This is a genomic window from Hephaestia caeni, assembly GCF_003550065.1.
In the GTDB taxonomy this organism is placed as follows: Bacteria; Pseudomonadota; Alphaproteobacteria; order Sphingomonadales; family Sphingomonadaceae; genus Sphingomonas; species Sphingomonas caeni_A.
On record NZ_QXDC01000002.1, the window covers coordinates 1,001,288 to 1,018,704 of the forward strand.

The 17,417-nt window shown below is 64.7% G+C and carries 14 protein-coding genes; 9 read left to right on the forward strand and 5 right to left on the reverse strand.

What is annotated here, in order from left to right; all coding sequences use genetic code 11:
• Positions 1-28: 28 nt before the first annotated feature.
• From DFR49_RS04590 to DFR49_RS04600, 3 genes are all read left to right on the forward strand, one after another.
• On the forward strand, positions 29-655 hold the full coding sequence (locus DFR49_RS04590; RefSeq protein WP_119034611.1) for an NAD(P)H-dependent oxidoreductase: 627 nt from the start codon (positions 29-31) through the stop codon (positions 653-655).
• Between the two features lie 134 nt (positions 656-789).
• On the forward strand, positions 790-3,174 hold the full coding sequence (locus DFR49_RS04595) for a heavy metal translocating P-type ATPase (protein WP_119034612.1): 2,385 nt from the start codon (positions 790-792) through the stop codon (positions 3,172-3,174).
• Between the two features lie 118 nt (positions 3,175-3,292).
• On the forward strand, positions 3,293-4,744 hold the full coding sequence (locus DFR49_RS04600; protein ID WP_119035267.1) for a CYTH and CHAD domain-containing protein: 1,452 nt from the start codon (positions 3,293-3,295) through the stop codon (positions 4,742-4,744).
• A 70-nt stretch (positions 4,745-4,814) separates the two neighbouring features.
• Here DFR49_RS04600 and DFR49_RS04605 read toward each other — a convergent pair whose 3' ends face one another.
• Positions 4,815-6,056, reverse strand: a complete 1,242-nt coding sequence (locus DFR49_RS04605) for a site-specific integrase (RefSeq protein WP_119035268.1) — start codon at positions 6,054-6,056, stop codon at positions 4,815-4,817.
• Positions 6,057-6,228: 172 nt separating this feature from the next.
• On the opposite strand from DFR49_RS04605, the gene DFR49_RS04610 reads away from it, so the two are divergent.
• Positions 6,229-7,434, forward strand: coding sequence for a MarR family transcriptional regulator (locus DFR49_RS04610; protein ID WP_030538460.1), 1,206 nt, complete (start codon positions 6,229-6,231; stop codon positions 7,432-7,434).
• 254 nt (positions 7,435-7,688) lie between these two features.
• Here the strand turns inward: DFR49_RS04610 and DFR49_RS04615 are convergent, their stop codons facing one another.
• From DFR49_RS04615 to DFR49_RS22195, 3 genes are read right to left on the reverse strand one after another with little or no spacing between them, the layout of a single operon-like run.
• Entirely contained in the window at positions 7,689-8,951 is a 1,263-nt protein-coding gene (locus DFR49_RS04615) for a TniQ family protein (RefSeq protein WP_048575061.1), read from the reverse strand.
• A complete protein-coding gene (locus DFR49_RS04620; RefSeq protein ID WP_030540651.1) occupies positions 8,948-9,784 on the reverse strand; it encodes a TniB family NTP-binding protein in 837 nt (278 codons plus the stop codon). Before DFR49_RS04620 ends, DFR49_RS04615 begins: the two co-directional genes overlap by 4 nt.
• A complete protein-coding gene (locus DFR49_RS22195) occupies positions 9,781-10,581 on the reverse strand; it encodes a Mu transposase C-terminal domain-containing protein (RefSeq protein ID WP_231732811.1) in 801 nt (266 codons plus the stop codon). The genes DFR49_RS04620 and DFR49_RS22195 overlap by 4 nt, the downstream gene beginning before the upstream one ends.
• 51 nt (positions 10,582-10,632) lie before the next feature.
• On the opposite strand from DFR49_RS22195, the gene DFR49_RS22200 reads away from it, so the two are divergent.
• From DFR49_RS22200 to DFR49_RS04645, 5 genes are all read left to right on the forward strand, one after another.
• On the forward strand, positions 10,633-11,496 hold the full coding sequence (locus DFR49_RS22200; RefSeq protein ID WP_231732810.1) for a hypothetical protein: 864 nt from the start codon (positions 10,633-10,635) through the stop codon (positions 11,494-11,496).
• Between the two features lie 109 nt (positions 11,497-11,605).
• Entirely contained in the window at positions 11,606-12,394 is a 789-nt protein-coding gene (locus tag DFR49_RS04630) for a helix-turn-helix domain-containing protein (RefSeq protein ID WP_245968236.1), read from the forward strand.
• Between the two features lie 64 nt (positions 12,395-12,458).
• Positions 12,459-12,953: a recombinase family protein gene (locus DFR49_RS04635; protein ID WP_119034613.1), complete on the forward strand. Its 495-nt coding sequence runs from the start codon at positions 12,459-12,461 to the stop codon at positions 12,951-12,953.
• 178 nt (positions 12,954-13,131) lie between these two features.
• On the forward strand, positions 13,132-13,494 hold the full coding sequence (locus DFR49_RS04640; protein WP_119034614.1) for a hypothetical protein: 363 nt from the start codon (positions 13,132-13,134) through the stop codon (positions 13,492-13,494).
• Positions 13,495-13,985: 491 nt separating this feature from the next.
• Positions 13,986-14,672 (forward strand): ParA family protein, encoded by a 687-nt coding sequence (locus DFR49_RS04645; protein ID WP_119035269.1) that lies wholly within the window; start codon positions 13,986-13,988, stop codon positions 14,670-14,672.
• 431 nt (positions 14,673-15,103) lie between these two features.
• Here DFR49_RS04645 and DFR49_RS04655 read toward each other — a convergent pair whose 3' ends face one another.
• Entirely contained in the window at positions 15,104-16,222 is a 1,119-nt protein-coding gene (locus DFR49_RS04655) for a replication initiation protein (protein WP_119034616.1), read from the reverse strand.
• Positions 16,223-17,417 lie beyond the last annotated feature (1,195 nt).

Below are 17,417 nucleotides of genomic sequence, written 5' to 3' on the forward strand. Positions count from 1 at the left end.
ATGTCCGCGCCTCGAAACGGAGCTTGTGATGCGCGTTCTGATCCTTGATGGCCATCCCGACGAGGGCCGACTGCTCAGCCATCTGCTTGACACCTATCAGGCCGCCCTGGGCGCTGAGGTCGAAGTCGAGCGCATCGCGGTGCGCGATCTCGCCTTCGAGCCCAATCTGCGACACGGCTACAAGACCGTCCAGACATTGGAGCCGGACCTCGAGCGGGTCACCGCCGCGATCGCTGCGTGCGATCATCTGGTTGTCGGGTTCCCGATGTGGTGGGGCAGCGAGCCCGGCAGGCTCAAGGGGCTGATCGACCGGGTGCTGCTGCCAGGCTTCGCGTTCCGTTATCACCAAAACGATCCATTCTGGGATCGGCTGTTGGCGGGCCGCTCGGCCGACACGATCATCACCACCGATACACCGTCCTGGTATTTGCGGTTCGCCTACGGCAATCCCGTGGTGCGCCGCTGGCGCGGCCAGATTCTCGGCTTCTGCGGCTTCAAGCCGGTTCGGATCCTCAAATGCGGCCCGACGCGTCAGGGCGGCGCGGAGCAGAATATAGCGGCATGGCGGCGTAAGATCGAACGGCTCGCGGCGTCGGCAGGCTCACTGCGGCGCGCAACGAGGCTCGTACCCTCGGCCACAGCAGCGGCGGATTAGCTCGAAAGCCCAGTCGTCGGCTGCGACTTCCGATGATCGCAGATAGATCGGCACCACGCGGCGGCGTCAACGGCTTCCGCTTTTGCGGAATAGCCGAAGCGAAGGATCGATATCGGCAAGAAGGATTCGGACGAATGGCGTCTCACGAACATGGTCACGGTCATCATGGCGGTCATGATCGCGCTCAGGGTGACGATTTGGCAGCTGACAGCCAAATGACCGATCCCGTCTGCGGGATGCGGGTCGATCCCGCGACGGCGAAGCACCGTGCCGAACATGACGGCGCCATCCATTACTTCTGTTCGGCGGGGTGCCAAGCGAAGTTCGAGGCCGATCCCGCACGCTATGTCGCCGGAGCCACTTTAGAGACTGACAATATCAAGGCACAGGCCACACCCGAAGGCTCGATCTGGACCTGTCCGATGCACCCGGAGATCCGCCGCGAAGCCCCGGGAAGCTGCCCGATCTGCGGCATGGCGCTGGAACCGCTGATCGCGACGGCGGACGCTGGACCGAGCCCCGAACTCGCCGACATGACGCGCCGCTTCTGGATCGGCCTGTTGCTGGCGCTGCCGGTGTTCGTGCTGGAAATGGGATCCCATCTGATCCCGGCGCTGCACCATCTCGTGCCCGCGAACATCTCCACCTGGGTGCAATTCGCGCTGGCGACGCCGGTGGTGCTGTGGGCGGGATGGCCATTCTTCGAGCGGGCCTGGGCCTCGCTGGTCCATCGCAGCCTCAACATGTTCACGCTGGTCGCGATGGGCACGGGCGTGGCCTGGGCCTACAGCGTGGTCGCGACGCTGGCGCCGGGCGTCTTCCCAGATGCGTTCCGTGGCCACGGCGGCGGGGTCGCCGTCTATTTCGAGGCTGCGGCGGTCATCACCGTGCTGGTGCTGCTGGGCCAGGTGCTGGAGTTGCGGGCGCGCGAGCAGACCTCCGGAGCGATCAAGGCGCTGCTCAACCTCGCACCCAAAACCGCGCGGCGCATCGCGGAGGATGGTGCGGAGGCGGACGTGCCGGTCGAGGCCGTGATGCCCGGCGACCGGCTCCGGGTGCGGCCCGGCGAGACGGTGCCGGTCGATGGCATGGTCGAGGACGGACGCTCGTCGATCGACGAGTCCATGGTCACCGGCGAATCGATGCCCGTCACCCGCGCTGTCGGCGATCGTGTCGTCGGCGGCACGCTGAACCAGACCGGCGCGCTGATCATCCGCGCCGAGAAGGTCGGCCGCGACACGATGCTCGCGCGCATAGTGCAGATGGTCGCCGACGCCCAGCGCTCGCGCGCGCCGATCCAGCGCATGGCCGACCGGGTGTCGGGCTGGTTCGTGCCGGCGGTGATCGCGATCGCGCTGCTGGCGTTCGCCGTATGGGCGATCTGGGGTCCGGAGCCGCGCTTCGCTTATGGCCTGGTCGTGGCGGTCTCGGTGCTGATCATCGCCTGTCCTTGCGCGCTCGGCCTCGCCACGCCGATGTCGATCATGGTCGGGGTCGGCAAGGGCGCGGGGCTTGGCGTCCTCATCAAGAACGCCGAGGCGCTCGAGCGGATGGAGAAGGTCGACACGCTGGTGGTCGACAAGACCGGCACGCTTACCGAAGGGAAGCCCGCAGTCACCGGAATCGTCGCCGCCGAGGGGTTCGCCGAGGACGACATCCTGCGGCTCGCCGCCAGCGTCGAACAGGCTTCGGAGCATCCGCTGGCGCTGGCGATCGTCGCAGCCGCCGACAGGAAGGGCATCGTGGTGCCGACGGTCTCGGAGTTCGACTCCCCGACCGGCAGGGGCGCGCTCGGCACGGTCGAGGGCCGGCGCGTCCTTCTGGGCAACGCCGCCTTTCTCCACGAGAACGGCATCGACGCGACCGCACTGTCCGGGCGTGCAGACGCCCTTCGCCAGGACGGCGCGACCGCGATCTATATCGGCATCGCGGACCAAGCGGCAGGCATCTTCGCGATCGCCGATCCGGTCAAGCCGACCACGCCCGAGGCGCTCAAGGCGCTACATGCCGAGGGCATCCGCATTGTCATGCTGACTGGCGACAACCGAACCACTGCCGAGGCGGTCGCGCGCCGGCTGGGCATCGACGAGGTCGAGGCCGACGTCCTGCCCGACCGGAAGAGCGCGGTGGTCGTCCGGCTCAAGGCCGAGGGCCGGGTGGTGGCAATGGCCGGAGACGGGGTCAACGACGCGCCCGCGCTCGCCGCCGCCGATGTCGGCATCGCCATGGGATCGGGCACCGACGTGGCGATCGAGAGCGCCGGGGTCACGCTGTTGAAGGGCGACCTGACCGGCATCGTCAAGGCGCGACGGCTGTCGCAGGCGACCATGCGCAACATCCGCCAGAACCTCATGTTCGCCTTTGTCTATAACGCCGCCGGCGTCCCGATCGCGGCGGGCGCGCTCTATCCCGCTTTCGGCCTGCTACTGTCGCCAATCATCGCGGCGGCGGCCATGGCGCTGTCCTCGGTCAGCGTGATCGGCAATGCACTACGGTTGAAGGCCGCGAAGATCTACTAAGCGGCGCATAGTCTTCCGCTGTCCTGCAAGCGGAATGTTCACCGACCTGCGCTATGGTTGGCATGAATGATTCGCTTTCGGCCGCAGTCAAATGCGGGCCGATGCTAGAAGGATGCGGATGGCGGACGAATTGGAATTGAAGCTCGACCTGACGTCCGAAGCGGCCGCGGCGTTCGAAGCCTCTGCGCTGCTGCCGGGCGATCCCGACATCGCGGCGCAACACTCGATCTACTTCGATACCCCCGACCAAGCTTTGTCGAAGGCCGGACTCTCGCTGCGCATCCGCCGTTCGGGCAGAAAGCGCATACAGACGGTCAAGGCGGACGGGGCCAGCGCCGCGGGGCTGTTCGCGCGCTCAGAATGGGAACGCCCCGTCAGCAACGATACGCCGGTCCTTGATGACGCCACCCCGATCCGGACAATGCTCGGCGATGCGGCCGATGCGATCGGCCCGGCCTTCGAGGTGCGGATCGAGCGACGGAGCTGGATCATCGAGGAAAGCGGCGCGACGATCGAGCTGGTGCTGGATCGCGGCGAGGCCGTTGCCGGCGAGCGGACCTCGCCGATCTGCGAGATCGAGCTGGAGCTGAAGACGGGCCAGCCGGCCGCGCTGTTCGCGCTCGCCCGCCGCATCAATGCGGTGGCGCCGGTTCGGCTCGGCGTGCAGAGCAAGGCCGAGCGAGGCTATCGGCTTGCCGCGCCGGTGGCGAAGATGGTCAAGGCCGAGCCGGTGACGCTCGGCGCCGGGATGACGGCGGCCGAAGCGTTCCGGCGGATCGTCCAGAGCTGCCTGCGCCAGTTCCGGCTGAACGAGGCGCTGTTGCTGACCGGCCGGGACGCCGGCGCGCTGCACCAGGCGCGCGTGGCGCTGCGCCGGCTCCGCTCGGCCTTCTCGATCTTCAAGCCGGTGATCGGCGGGAACGACCCCGTGCCGCTGCGCGAGGAGCTGCGCTGGCTCGCCGGCGAGCTGGGCGAGGCCCGCAATCTCGACGTGCTGCTCGAACGCGCGAAACCCGGTGCGCTGCACGACCGCATCGCGGCGGCGCGCGAGGCGGCTTATAGTCAGGTCGAGGCGGTGCTGGCGTCGGCGCGGGTGCGGGCGCTGATGCTCGATCTCGCGGAATGGACCGCCAGCGGCGACTGGCTGACCGCCCCCGACATCGCGGATCGCCGCGATCAGCCGGCCCGCGACTTCGCTGTCACCGCGCTCGACCGCTTTCGCCGAAAGGTGAAGAAGGATGGGCGCGATCTCGCCAAAACCGACGACGAGGCCCGCCACGAAGTCCGCAAGGATGCCAAGAAGCTGCGTTACGCATCCGAGTTCTTCGCCGGCCTGTTCGAGCGCAAGCGCGAAAAACGTCGCCAGAAGAAGTTCCTCGCCGCGCTGGAAGCGCTTCAGGACCAACTTGGCGCGCTCAACGACCTCGCGACCGCGCCGGAAGTCCTCGAGAAGCTCGGCCTTGCCGATGATCCCGGCGCCGGACGGCTGCTGGTCGGCGGCAAGCGAAAGGCGCTGCTGGAGGCCGCCGCCGAGGCGCATGAGGATCTGATCGACATCAAGCGGTTGTGAACGGACAAAGAACACTGCATCCGACACCCCACGCCAATTCACCTGACCGACAAAATTCTCTGCACCGGCGTTATTTCCTGACACCCTTCAACATACGCGCCGCCGCGTTGGACGACGGAGCGAGCTTGCGGCCGTAGCGGAGTGCAGTGGCGGTCGAGGTCCATCGCAATGCCTGCGCGATCGGTCCCGCATCCTCGCCATTGGCGAACAGATCCTGGGTCAGGCCGACGCGCAACGAATGCGTGCTCAGCGCATCGATCGCATGGTCGAGATCGGCGCCCATGAGATCGACCAGGCCCTGGTCGGCTGCGGCGAGCGCCGTGCGCTTGATGATCAGCCGCATCGCCGCCGGCGTCAGCGCGCGCTCGCCAATTCCGTAGGTCACCGTGGCCGCGCGCGCAGGCCGCGCCGCCATGCGTTCCCGATCGACCCGGGCATGATAGGCCAGATCCTCGATCGCGAGCGCGCGGCGCGCTTCGCGGGGTTTGGTCCGGATCACCGCTACGCGGCGGAACAAAGCGCCCGCGCGGATTGATGCGGCCTCGCGCCAAAGAGCGACACGCCGCATCGTGTCGGGCGACAGCCACACCCAGGCTCCTTGCCCTTCCTGGTCGGCTTTCGAGTGGGGCACCTCGAGCAGCCCCGACCCATCCTCTTGCGCTTCCATCAATTCGACGGCGACGGCCACCAGCTCCGATACGCGCAAACCCGCATCATAGCCGAGCGACAGGATCGCCGCGTCGCGCAGGCCAGCGACGTCGCGCCCACACGCCTCGAGCAGCACCGACAGCGTGAACCCCCTGACGGCTTCCCGCCCGATCCCTTCGCCGAGCCGCAACGGGCCGGCCTGGCGCTGCCGGACTCCGGCCCGACGCCGCAGCCCACGCAGCGCATCGCGGACCACGACGGCACCGACGGGGCATGGAACGTCGAGAAGGTGATGGGCCACCGCCAGCGAGGACAGGCGCCGGGACACGGTCGCCGGCTTGAGCCGCCGCGCCTCGCAATAGTCAATATAGGCGACAAGCCGCGCTTCGTCGGCGGGCAGGCCGATCCCGCCGCGCTCGGCCGAGAAGCGCGCGTAGCAATCGAGATCGACCGCGAGCGCCTTGATGCTGGCGGGCGCCCGCGCCTCGATGCTCTTCTGGAAGTTGAGTTCGACCAGGCTGGCGCCTTCGCCTGTCAGCTCCTGAAGCAACTCGACGAGCTGGACCGCGCGATCTTGCGCGGCGCCCGACCGCCGCTGGGGCAGCGGCGCCTCGCCGGGTGCCAGGATCGTCACGATCTCCGCGGAAACCGAGCGCTTGGGCATGGGCAGACGCTCTGTCTGTGCAGCGATCGACAGGACGGATTTGGCGCGCATACCGAGGGACTATAACCCCGATTTCGCCGAAGTCACTATCGATAACACTCTATTATCGATAGTGCAAAAAAGGGCGTGCTAGGGATGGTGCAGTTAAGGCAGTTTAGGTTACCCTTGCGACATGCCCGATTTTTGCGATCCATCGACCCGATTCCATCCGCTCCGATCGGACGAAGATGCGCCGATCGAAGACCTGATGACGGCAAGGGTGCGCGCGGCGCTCACCTGGGGCCAGCTGCAAGGCCGTTTAGCGCATGTGCCCGCGCAAGTTGCGCATCAATTCTGCGCCGCGCTCGCCCGCCTGCTCCTCGTCGAAGCGCTCACGGGTAGCGGCTTTTCCGGCGCGAACAGCTGGTTTTCCGCATGGTTTTCCGGCCTCCAGCCCGTGCCCGACGCCACCGCCCATGTCGCAGCCCCGCCCTCGCTGGTCGCCGACACGCTGCTCGCCGAGCTCTCGCTGTCGGCCTGGGCGCCGCTCGCCGACACGGCCATCCAAATCCGCGCCGCAGCGCATTTCCATCGCGGCGAGGGCGCCCCGCAAGGCGAGCGCGGCGATGCCCCCGCGTTCGCCGTAGCGGAAGCGGCGCGGCTCGCCGAGCCGCCCGCCGACGATCGCGCGGACGACTGGCCCCTCGCCGCGCTCGATCGCCTGCATCGGGCCGCGGCCGCCTCGCCGCATTTCGCGCCCACCGAGCGCAGCTACCAGCTGCTCCCCCTGCCCGCCGGGCCGGTCTCCTTCGAGCAGACGCGGACGGCCACGCCGCTGTGGGCGCTCGATCTCCTCGCCGGCGCCCTGATCGCGCGGAGCGCGCCAGCGACCAGGCCGCTGCCCCTGCCCGGAGCCGTGCGCGCCGAGGCGCTCAGACCCGAGCTCTGGTCCCGCGAGCGCGCCATTATCACGGCCGAGGCCGCCGGCGAAGCTGCGCAGCGGCTGAGCGACCAGCTCGATGCAGCCCATGCGAGCGTGCGCGAAGTGCATGAGGCGATGACCGTCCTGCGTTCGACCTCGCGCGCGCCGCTGCTCTACCGGCTGCTCGCGGGCTTCGGACCGCTGCGCCCGCTCCAGATCGAGAAGGCCCTTGGCGTTTCGAAAAACGGCGTGCGCGATCTCGTCGCCGCCCTCGTCAAAGCGGGCCTCGCCGAGCGGGCGGCGTACGAACATCACACGATCATCCGCGCCCTGCCCCGCGCGCGCCGTGCCACGCTGGCGGCCGAGGGTGAAAGCAGATCCGTTGAAACCAGCTCCGGCGCGACGTTCGCCGCGTTCGACGCGGCCATGGCCGATGTCGAGCGCGTGCTCGCCCGTATGGAGACGGCGCGCGAATGACCCCGGCAACACGGCAAGATAGGAAACCCCGGCAGAAACTTCAAATCGACGCGCCCGATACGGGACTCGCGCCGCCGTTTCAGGCCATGACCTGTCTTTGAACGATCAAAGGAAAGTTCGCGCAAAAGCCCCTGGGAGCGCAAAAAGGCGGTCTCGGATAGGAGGGGGCGCCCAGAGGCCGCCACCACGCCCTACGGGCCTCCTGAGGGCAAATTCGCGCGAAATGCCCAATGGGCGACCGTCGCCGTCCGGCTTTACCATCCGCGCCCATGACCCGGCAGATCGAGCAGGATGCGAAACCTGGGAGCGGCGAAGCAGGCGGCGAGCCGCGCCCGCCACAGATCGCCATTCGCGCTGCAAGCCGGCTCGGCGCAGCCGGCGGACATCGCCGCGCCCACCATCCCCGATGCTTGCAGGTAAAACAGCGCCTCCTGGAAACCACGGCGCTGCGCTGACATCGCCGCGCTCTCCGTCGCGGCGGCGTCTCGTACCGCGCGCGCCAGCGCCGCGCGGCGAGCCTTCAGCCCCTGCATCAAATGGGCACGGGGATAATTGCGCTTGGCCTGCTCGAGCTGCTCGCAGACCATGGTGAGCCGGCGACGCTCGCGGTCGAGCTGCCGCAGGCCGACCCTGGCGATCGCCTCCGCCAGATCCGATAATTGGGGTCCGACGCCGGAAGCCGCCTTTCGCGGCAGGCGTGCCGGCTGCGCATCGAAGCGGAAGATTTGCTCCCATCGCCCGGCTTTCAGCCCGTCACTGCTGTGGAGCGCCGCCAGCAGCAGATGACGCACCGGAGCGTAGTGGAAGCGGTTGCCGACCAGCGCCGCCCGGTACCGCTCCCAACCTACCCGGTCACCGGGGCGGGCGCCGCGGATTTGCTCCCGCGCAATCATCCCGTTCCACAGCACTCGGGTTTTGACGAAGGCAAACCGCGCCATTTGCGCGCGCGTGCGCGCGACCCGGGCCGCGAGCGCCCGCTCGGCGGCCTGCGTCCGCCCCAGGGCCCTGATCCCCGCAAGATCGGTCAGCAACAGCGCATGACGGTCGCAGAAGGTCGTCACGCGCAAGATCCAGCTCCGCTCGATCCGCCACGGCGCGCCGGACACCAGCCAGTCAAGCCAGCACTGGGCGCAGCCGATTGACCGCAGCGTCAGCGGCAACAGATCGCCGCGCCCACAGCCGACGAACGTCCTAGAAATCGCCTTCGCGGGCACCATCGTCGCCCACGCGAGCCGTTCTACCATCACCTGGCGGCGGTCCGGCACGCCAGCGACCGCCGGCGCCGGCGCGGCCAACCAAGCCGATGCGCGCGACGTGGCCGGTACGCGCGACGTGGCCGGTACGGGCGACACGGCCAGGTCGCGATCGGCGAGCGCCGCGTCGATGCCGAGATGGCGAAACAGCGCTTTGGGCGTGGTCTCATGACGCGCGGCCAGGCGGCGCAGCCAGGATTCGAAACATTCCTCGGGCAGCGGCCTCACCCGAAACGCCAGCGGCTCGATCTCCCGCCCGCTCATTCCGGGCTATAAGGCGTAAACAATTGCAGCGCCTCGGTGATATCGTCCTGGGTCACGAACCGGCGGTCATGCCGCCGCGCGACCTTTCCCGACCAGTGCAGGATGCGCTTGAAGTTCCCGGTGACCCCGCCGCTGGTCCGCCAGATGCGCTCGGCGAACGCGGGTTCGGCGAGATGGTCGGGCTCCTCCATCCCCATGCCGCGGGCCAGCGCGCGGATCAGGCGCTGCGCGGGCTCGCCCGGCTCCCATAACGGCAATTTGAGGATGATTGAGCGGTACGCCAGCTCGACATCGTCGGCGAAGATCTGCCGGGCGACATCGAGGCCCGCCACGACCAGCGGCACATTGCCCGCGCTCATCAGGAAGCGGAACGCATCGAGCGTATCGCGCCGCGCAACGCCGCTCGCGGTCAGGATCACATGGACATTGTCGATCGCGACCAGCCGCGTGCCCTGTTCGGCCAGCAGGTCGACGACCTTCAAATCGGCGGTTTTGTGCGTGTTCGTGCGGATCGGCCAGCCCTGTTTCCAGAGCAGGGCGAGGTTGATCTTGAGCGAGGTCGGACTCGAGGGAATGACCGTGCGCAGCACGGGCTGATAGCGCGCCTCGCCCCAATCGGCGGGCTCGGGAAAGGCTTCGGCAAGGCGGCGCTGCGCTTCGCGCAGGATCGAGGTTTTGCCCATGCCGGACTGTCCGGTGAGCACGATGCAGGTCGGGCGTTCCTCGGGATCGTCATGCGCGACATCGACGATCGTCTCGACCGCGTTCCGCGCTTCTTCGAAATCGATCCAGAAGGAGGGCGCCAGCGATGGCGCGGTCGCAGCGGCGCTCATGTCCGCTCCTGCAACCAGTCGTCTTCGCTGAGCTCGGCGACCGGTTTCCAGTCAATGGGCGGCTTTTCCGGCGCTTCGCCATACCGGAGGTCCGCGAGCGTCGTCCCCTCGCCTTCGCGGCGCTTTGCCTGGCGCCGCGCCGCCTTCGTGCGAACGCGGGCGCGGTGGATTTCCTGATTGGCGGCGGCCACCGCCCGCGCCGTCGCCGCGCGACCGCCATCGGCCTGGTAGGCCCGGCCTAGCGCCCGCACTCCTGCCCTGGCGGCCTCCCAATCCGCCTCCCAGACGTCGGGATAGTCGCCGACAACCGGCAATTCGACATAGCGGCCGTCGAGGTCGGCGTAGATATGCTGGATCGTCCGCTCATCCCAGCTGATCTCGACCCTTTGGCCGATCCTGGCGGCAAGCATCGGGTGCCAGTAATGGCGATATCTGATCTGGATACCCTTGGCATGGACCGTGAGCGACTTCGACGGCAGAAACTGGCGGAACAGTTCGCCCGCATCGACCGACACGGGCAGCAGCGGGCTGTGCTTCGCCGCCTCGCGCTCCCACATCTGGGCCGGACACAGGCCGCCCAGCGCGCTATGCGGCGCGTGATGATAGATCGCGATCTGGCACAGCAGCCAGCGCTCGAATTCCACAAGCGTCATCGCCGCGTCCGCCTCGGCATCATAGCCGTCGCGCGCCGCCACGTTCGATCCGGTCGCACCGGGCAAAAGCCGCAGTTTTCCAATCATCGTGCCGATCAGCCGCTCGATATGCCCGCCAAGATGGGCCGGCCCGGGCCTCCGCACATCGGGGCCAATCCCATTGCGGACGCAGGCGCGCCGGAAGGCTTCGGAGCGATGCGGTTTGGCCTGATCGGCATGCAAGCGCCGGAACAAACCGTGCATCGGATAGCTGACATCGACGCCCAGGTGGGCGAGGGCCGGCTCTTTGGGCAACACAGCGCTCGCAACCGCCCGTCCGCACCGGAATATCGAGGGGTCGCCGAAGCTGACATAGTAACCAAGAATGGACCGGGTCCAGATTTCGATGAGGAAGGTGATCCACGGTCTTCCGAGCTGTTCGCGCCGCAGACTATCGACCAGGATGACATCGCCCTTGGTGTGATCCATCTGAACCAGGTCGAGAAATCCCTCGCTTGCATATTCGCCGGGGTGCGGTTCATGGGCGCTCCGCGTCTTCGATCCCATCGTCGCTTTCGCCCAAACACGGCTCGGAATCTCAGCCAGAAGCCGCTCGATCGTCTTCTCGCTTGGGATCAGATCGGCGGGAAAGCGATGATCTCCGTTGTCCGCGTGCAACAGGCCCCAAATCTGCCGCGCCGCTTCCGCACGCGATGGCGGCACCATCTTGAGCGCAATTTCGTCGATCAACGTCTCGATGGCGGCCCTCACCTCGGGATCGATCCTGTGCGATCCAACAGCGGGTCCACGCGGTTTTGGAGCCAGCGTTTCCGCGACCGGATGCACCCGGAAGCGCGCGGCCAGTGTCCGTATCTGCCGCTCTTTAAGGCCGGTTGCCTCGGAAATCGCCTGAACCTGAGCCGCTGTCACCGGGCCGGAAAGCGATATATGTCGCCGGAAATGGGGGTAGAGAGCCAATCCCGCCTCAAGCGATTTGAGGCTCCGCCGGGGCGCTGGAGACGGCTTGCGCTCAATCACGGAACGGGCTCCCCAATGATTTTTGCTGTCCGCGAAATGTAGCTTATTTTGTCGAACACCGCGACGTGTATATTGCCCTAGACAGAATTACTCGCAGAGCATCCGATGTAATATATTGATATTACATGATATTATTGAAATGTAGCCTATTTTGTCGGCTGACACCAGCCATCTCGACCTGTTCGATCGCTTCGAGGAATGGCGCGCGGCCCTTGCTGATGCGGACACGCTGGCCTGGCGCGATCGCCTGCCTTCCACGATCGTAGAACCCGCGGCGGCAGCCGAGCACCCGCCCCTCGTCTGCGCGCTCGACACCGTGCGCCAGCTCGCGCGTATCGATCACAGCATCATGGCGTGGCTTGGCCTGCCGTTCGCGCTGCGCGATCGTGGTCTATCCGCTGCTCCCCTCCCTTGCCTCGCTGGCGGCGCCAAGGCGTTCCGGATGAAGCCCCGGCCCAATGACGACGACTGGCTGGCGGTGCTGCGCGGACTGGAGAAGGCGGCGGAAACCGGCCTGGGGCGGCTGCACAGCCTCGAGCGGACCTATCGCGACGCCCATCGCGCGATCGTCGCCGAATATCGACCCGGCGCTCTTCCCGTCCTTCTCGCGCTCAGCCAGCACCGTCCCCTGCTCTCCCCGCAATCGGTCGCCGATCTTCTCGACATGAGCATCGCCGGCGCAAGCAAACTGCTCAATCGCGCGGCATCCGCCGGCCTGCTTATCGAGATCACAGCGCGGCGCAGTTGGCGGTTGTTCCTTACGCCGGACTTAGCCGTCGAATTTGGCTATGCGCGGCCAAAGCAGGGACGCCCCCCCAAGGAACCGCCTCCCCTGCCCCCAAATCGCGATCTGGCCGAGGTGTTCGATGCATTCGACAGCGAAATGGAGCGGATCGACCGGCTTTTGGGAGAGCGTCCCGTTGAATCGACCACTCCATAGCAAAAGATGGCGGACCGTGGCACTCTGTCATCATCAACCGCCCCCATGAGGAAAAGTTAAGGCCATGATGATCGGCTATGCCCGCGTTTCTAGAGATGAGGACAATCTTGGCCTTCAGCTCGATGCGCTCCGCGCGGCGGGCTGTGAAAAGATTTTCATCGATGAGGGTGTCAGCGGCCTGACAATCGAACGGGACGGTCTCGATCAAGCCCTCGGTACGGTGGGCGAAAGCGACGTGCTGGTCGTATGGAAGCTCGATCGCCTCGGCCGTTCGCTTGGCTTCCCGATCGATCTCCTCTGCACGCTGCAATCGAACGGGGCCGATTTTCAAAGCCTGACAGACGGAATCGACACAACGACAGCGAACGGCAGGGTCATTTTCGATGTCATGCGGTCGCTGCTTCAATTTGAGAACGCATTGATTCGCGAACACACCAAAGCCGACGGCATTTTTGGCGAGCCGCGCGCAAGTTACTCCGCATATGCCGAGGCCGCGTTGCTCGATCGCGTTGCAGCGAGACCTGAGCGCATGGCCGGCGAGCGCGAGGCAAGCGGCTAGGCGCCCTCCCCTCCCGGTCATTTCGACCTGCTTGGAGAGGCACGCAGCCACCCTCCCCTCGTGCGAGCGCTCGACGCGTTGCGGCGGCTTGCCAGGATCGATCAAGATATCATGGCGTGGCTCTGCCTGCCCTTCCCCTGCACTGCCCAGCCTCGCTGGCCGCGCCAAGGCGCTCCGGATGAGCCGGAAGCTCAAGTCCGATGACTGGCTGGCCGTTCCTCACGCACTCGAGCGCACGGCGGCTGAAAGCCTTGGGCGGCTTCACGACCTTGGGTGCTTGTATCGCGACGCCCATCGCGCCATCGCCGCCGAATACGGTCCTGGAGCCCTGCCTGCCCTGCTGTCACCGCAATCCGTTTCCGATCTGCTGTCCATGAGTATTGACGGCGGCGGCAAGCTGCTCGGCCGAACCGCCAGCGCCAACCTGTTGGTCGAGATCGCGCAGCGGCGGAGTTGGCGGCTTTTCCTGGCTCCCGACATCGCGATTGCGTTTGCTTACATGCAACCGAAGCACCGCAGCCGAAAAAGAAGCGGCATTTGACGACGAAATGGCAGTGATCGATCAGTTGCTATCTCAGAACTGAGTAGCGCCGGGCCCTCGTGGCCGCTCCTTTCGTCGCGCTGTGGAACATATTAGACGACCGCCTTCGGTTCGATCGCGACAGAAAATTGGTTCAATTCCGGGTTTTTTGCATGTGCCGCGTTTTGTGCCGCGTTTCATGCAGCGCATTGTATCGCGCTGGGTGCCGCGATAGACCAAGCGCGTCCACATGTACACGCGCTTGGTCTAGCGCGGCTCCATACAACAGCGCGTTGCGCCGCGATGGTGTACTCGCGGCTGGGCGCGCTGGCGCATCTGAGGTACAGGCCGTTAGCGGGTTGTACAGCGCTGGTGCGTTACCATGCACATGCGCGTTGATCAGCGCTGCCCAACGCGCTATCGTACGCAACTGCTAGTGGTGCCGCGCGACCGAACACACGTCATGGTTGTGCCGCGCATTGTGCAGCGCATTCGAAACACGGGAGCTCATCGTGCCAGTAATCACTATCGCGCAGAGTAAGGGCGGGGCGGGGAAAACAACCCTTGCGCTTGCCTTGGCATCCGAGTTCGAAGCTCTTGGGGGAACCGTGTTCATGCTGGATGCGGACCGCCAGAACAGCCTGTTGAATTGGCATCGTGACCGGATTTCTGGGGGCAGGGGAGGGGACACCCGCATCACTGTCGAGGATGCCTCACAGCTTCGCGATTCAGACATCGGAGGCGCCATCGCACAAGCGCGGGAGAGCGCCCAACTGGTCCTCGTCGACTCTGAAGGAACTTCGAACTTCAAGACCGCATATGCGGCAATGGATTCCGATTTTGTCGTCATCCCGACACGCTCATCCCGGCTCGATCTGGAGCGAACCGTCGAAACAAGCGATATGCTCGAGAAGATGTGCCGCGGCGTCCCTTATCGCGTTCTCATCACGCAAACCGGCCAGGTCGCGCGATCGAAAGCCGAATGGGAAATCGACAGGCAGATCAGCAACGCGCTTCCCACTTTCGATGCGCAAATGCACATGCTCGATGCCTTCCGCGCAATGTCGAACTATCGAATGACGCTAGCCGAGGTAGAATCCGCTGGCCTCGCCAAAACGGAGAAGGCGAGGCGCATCGCTCAAGGCATTTTGGCTGACATCCTGAGTGAGATTCAGAACAAGGAGACGGTCGATGCCTGAGCCTAAGCCTGCAGCCGGCGCCCTCGGAGATATCATCGGGTCAACACGCCAGCGCATGGAGCAAACAGAAAACCCGACTGACCGGCTCAAAACCCTCGTTGAGGCCACCCAGGCTCCAAGAGCCGCGCCCCCAGCATCGCCCCCACGCGCGCCGGCTCCATCACTTCCAGCAAACTATTTTCCGCAAATTCCTACCGAATTCGGCGTCACGCCAAAGCGCAAACCCCAAAGAGGTCCAGCGCGATCGCTTCACATCAGCATGCGCCTGTCTCCACCCGAACGCGATCGCCTGGTAAGATGGTGCGATGAGCGCAATCTCAGCCTGCCCGACGGCATCATGGCGCTCATTGACCTGGCGGAAGGGGAGGGCGCACCCCAGGGGTGATACCCCGAACGTCTACATGAGAAAATGGGGGGAGGGCGCCTTGTCGCTAGGGGCGCCCACGCCGTCCTACGAAACTTTTGCAGAACCCTTCCCAAGACTTGTAAAGCGCCTGACCTGTCAGGCTCTCAAGCCTGCTGCCCATCGTCTCGCGATACGCACTCGCGACAAGATCCTTATCCCATCCGCCACCATAATCAGCCACGATGGTCAGAAGGCGCTGATCACTGCAAAAGTGCAGGGTACCTGACGGAAATGGCTTATTCACTGGCAGCGCCCGAACAGGAAGCGGCACGACCGTCTCCGCCGTTCCATCCCGCCGCGCCCGTCGGCCCACTTTTGGCCGATCCAGTTCCTTCGCCGTTTCCTCTTGTTCGACCGGATCTTTGGGATTGAAGGTCAGTTTTACAGCCACGACAGGCCGACCGCGGCCAGACCCGCGAACCTCCTCCCATTCCACGAGGAAATCAGCCAACTGGTCGATCTCGGCCTTCGATTTTGCCAAGACATCGCGACGAAACTCAGCAAAATTCTTGAAACTTCCTTCCGGCACGCCAAGCCGCCGCCTGAGCTCGTCAACGTCCATCTTCACCACCCGATTGTGGCGATTGATGATCAGACAGCCCAGATCATAGAGGGTGAGCGAATAGCGCGACTGCAAAGAAAGCATCACCCCCAGATTAACCCGAGCGTAGTACTCCGAACGTTGCATCACCCGCTTGAAATTGTCCGAGAACGCATACTCGACCACACTCATTCCGTCTTCGGCAGTCTCCTCAACACAGCTCGACAACAGGGATTGCGACATAATCGCCGGCTTTCCCTTCTTCGATGTCGTCCGAATACGCACAATGACGCGAAGCAACTCGTCCATCACCGCCTGGATGCGTTCGTTGCCCTTGTGAGAGCCTCGCAGTTCCTTCTTCGTGATCGTAAAGATCTTGTCGTCGCCAGCTTCGGGACCGGCCTTTCGGATCATCAGCGCAAAAGCTTTTCTCGCCGCGGCGCTTAGCGATCCAGCTTCGAATTCGGATTCGACCAATTCGCCGGGTTTGCTTACAAACTCCAGGTCACCGCGGCGAATCACGTCCGCGACGCGCAAAGTCCGGCTCAGCCCCTCCAATTCCGGCGGAACCTCGATCTCAACGGTGTCCGAATCGAGCTTCATATGAGTTGCATACCACTAGCTTGTCATAATGAGAACATCCCCCCGGTCACTCACATAAATGTACCCCCGATCGCTCATAGAGACACGACCAAGGGATTCGGGGTGCGATGCCCCCGAGCGCTCATAAAGAGGAGTTCTGCGACTCGTGGAGATACCTGCCTTCCGGCGATCTCCCCCAATCACTCACATAGAGATCGCGGCTTGGCCGGGCAGGAGCGGCCGACAGTTTTGGAGATCAGGACACCGCCCCCTGCGACTCACATATAGGGCAAATTATAGCATTGATAATAAAGGGATTTTCTGGATTCCCCCAATCACTCATAGAAAGGCTGAGATTGTCTTCTTTTCGCGCTTCTCAACACCGCTACTGTGCCCCCCAGCGCTCACACAAAAAGCGCCAGCTCCCGGCCACCCCCCAAAATCTCATATAAAAGTATCTCCAGCCGGCACCTTCCCGGGGCTTTGATTGGAATCATGCGTTGAATCAGAGGTTTCTCATGGGTTCTTTAATCAGCGTCACGCGCTTCCCCCAATTCCTCACATAATCCCCCGATTCCTCGTCATGTCGCCCCCTCGGTCTCGCATAGATGCCCCCGACATCTCATACTGAAGCCCCCATCCCCTCATACGGAACGCACTCAACCTTTTGGATTATAACGGATTATGACCCCCGAATCTTAGAATCATGAATCTATGGAAGCTCCCGCGCTTCGCTTGGGTGTTTTCATAAATTGATTCTTTTTAGAGGCGCATAACTCCCGTTCAGTTCCTACAGGGACCGCCGCAAACACGACAGCCAGCGAAATGAAAGCAAAAGGGGAGGGGGAGGGATGGACTGATGCGCAATCCGAGCAGACCATCAAGGAACCTGATCTACGCCAGGCGAGCCCACGCTGGCACTGCCTTGGCTGACACACCTGAATATCCTCTTCCTCGAAAAGCAGCGTGGCTCGCTGCCACCCGACGAACCCCAACACCACAATCATCATGGAGGACACCATGGACCCCCTACCTCCTCTCAGTTCGAGACTCGCCTCGTTCCAACGCGCATGGGAATTTGCATGTCGCCGCAGCAGCATCAGCGGCAATCCCATGTTGATCGTCAGAACCGGACTCGCCGAACAACCATTCCGCGTCACCGCTGATCTCGAGGAGGATGCAGAGGTTGCGGCCCAAGTCCTGCCATGACCTCTAC

Excerpts from the sequence above, each read along its gene's own strand:
- DFR49_RS04655 (WP_119034616.1), bottom strand. The coding sequence starts at position 16,222 with ATGAAGCTCGATTCGGACACCGTTGAGATCGAGGTTCCGCCGGAATTG.
- DFR49_RS04615 (WP_048575061.1), bottom strand. The coding sequence starts at position 8,951 with ATGAGCGGGCGGGAGATCGAGCCGCTGGCGTTTCGGGTGAGGCCGCTG.
- DFR49_RS22200 (WP_231732810.1), top strand. The coding sequence starts at position 10,633 with ATGCGGTTTGGCCTGATCGGCATGCAAGCGCCGGAACAAACCGTGCAT.
- DFR49_RS04640 (WP_119034614.1), top strand. The coding sequence starts at position 13,132 with ATGAGCCGGAAGCTCAAGTCCGATGACTGGCTGGCCGTTCCTCACGCA.
- DFR49_RS04600 (WP_119035267.1), top strand. The coding sequence starts at position 3,293 with ATGGCGGACGAATTGGAATTGAAGCTCGACCTGACGTCCGAAGCGGCC.
- DFR49_RS04620 (WP_030540651.1), bottom strand. The coding sequence starts at position 9,784 with ATGAGCGCCGCTGCGACCGCGCCATCGCTGGCGCCCTCCTTCTGGATC.
- DFR49_RS04590 (WP_119034611.1), top strand. The coding sequence starts at position 29 with ATGCGCGTTCTGATCCTTGATGGCCATCCCGACGAGGGCCGACTGCTC.
- DFR49_RS04610 (WP_030538460.1), top strand. The coding sequence starts at position 6,229 with ATGCCCGATTTTTGCGATCCATCGACCCGATTCCATCCGCTCCGATCG.
- DFR49_RS04605 (WP_119035268.1), bottom strand. The coding sequence starts at position 6,056 with ATGCCCAAGCGCTCGGTTTCCGCGGAGATCGTGACGATCCTGGCACCC.
- DFR49_RS04595 (WP_119034612.1), top strand. The coding sequence starts at position 790 with ATGGCGTCTCACGAACATGGTCACGGTCATCATGGCGGTCATGATCGC.
- DFR49_RS04635 (WP_119034613.1), top strand. The coding sequence starts at position 12,459 with ATGATGATCGGCTATGCCCGCGTTTCTAGAGATGAGGACAATCTTGGC.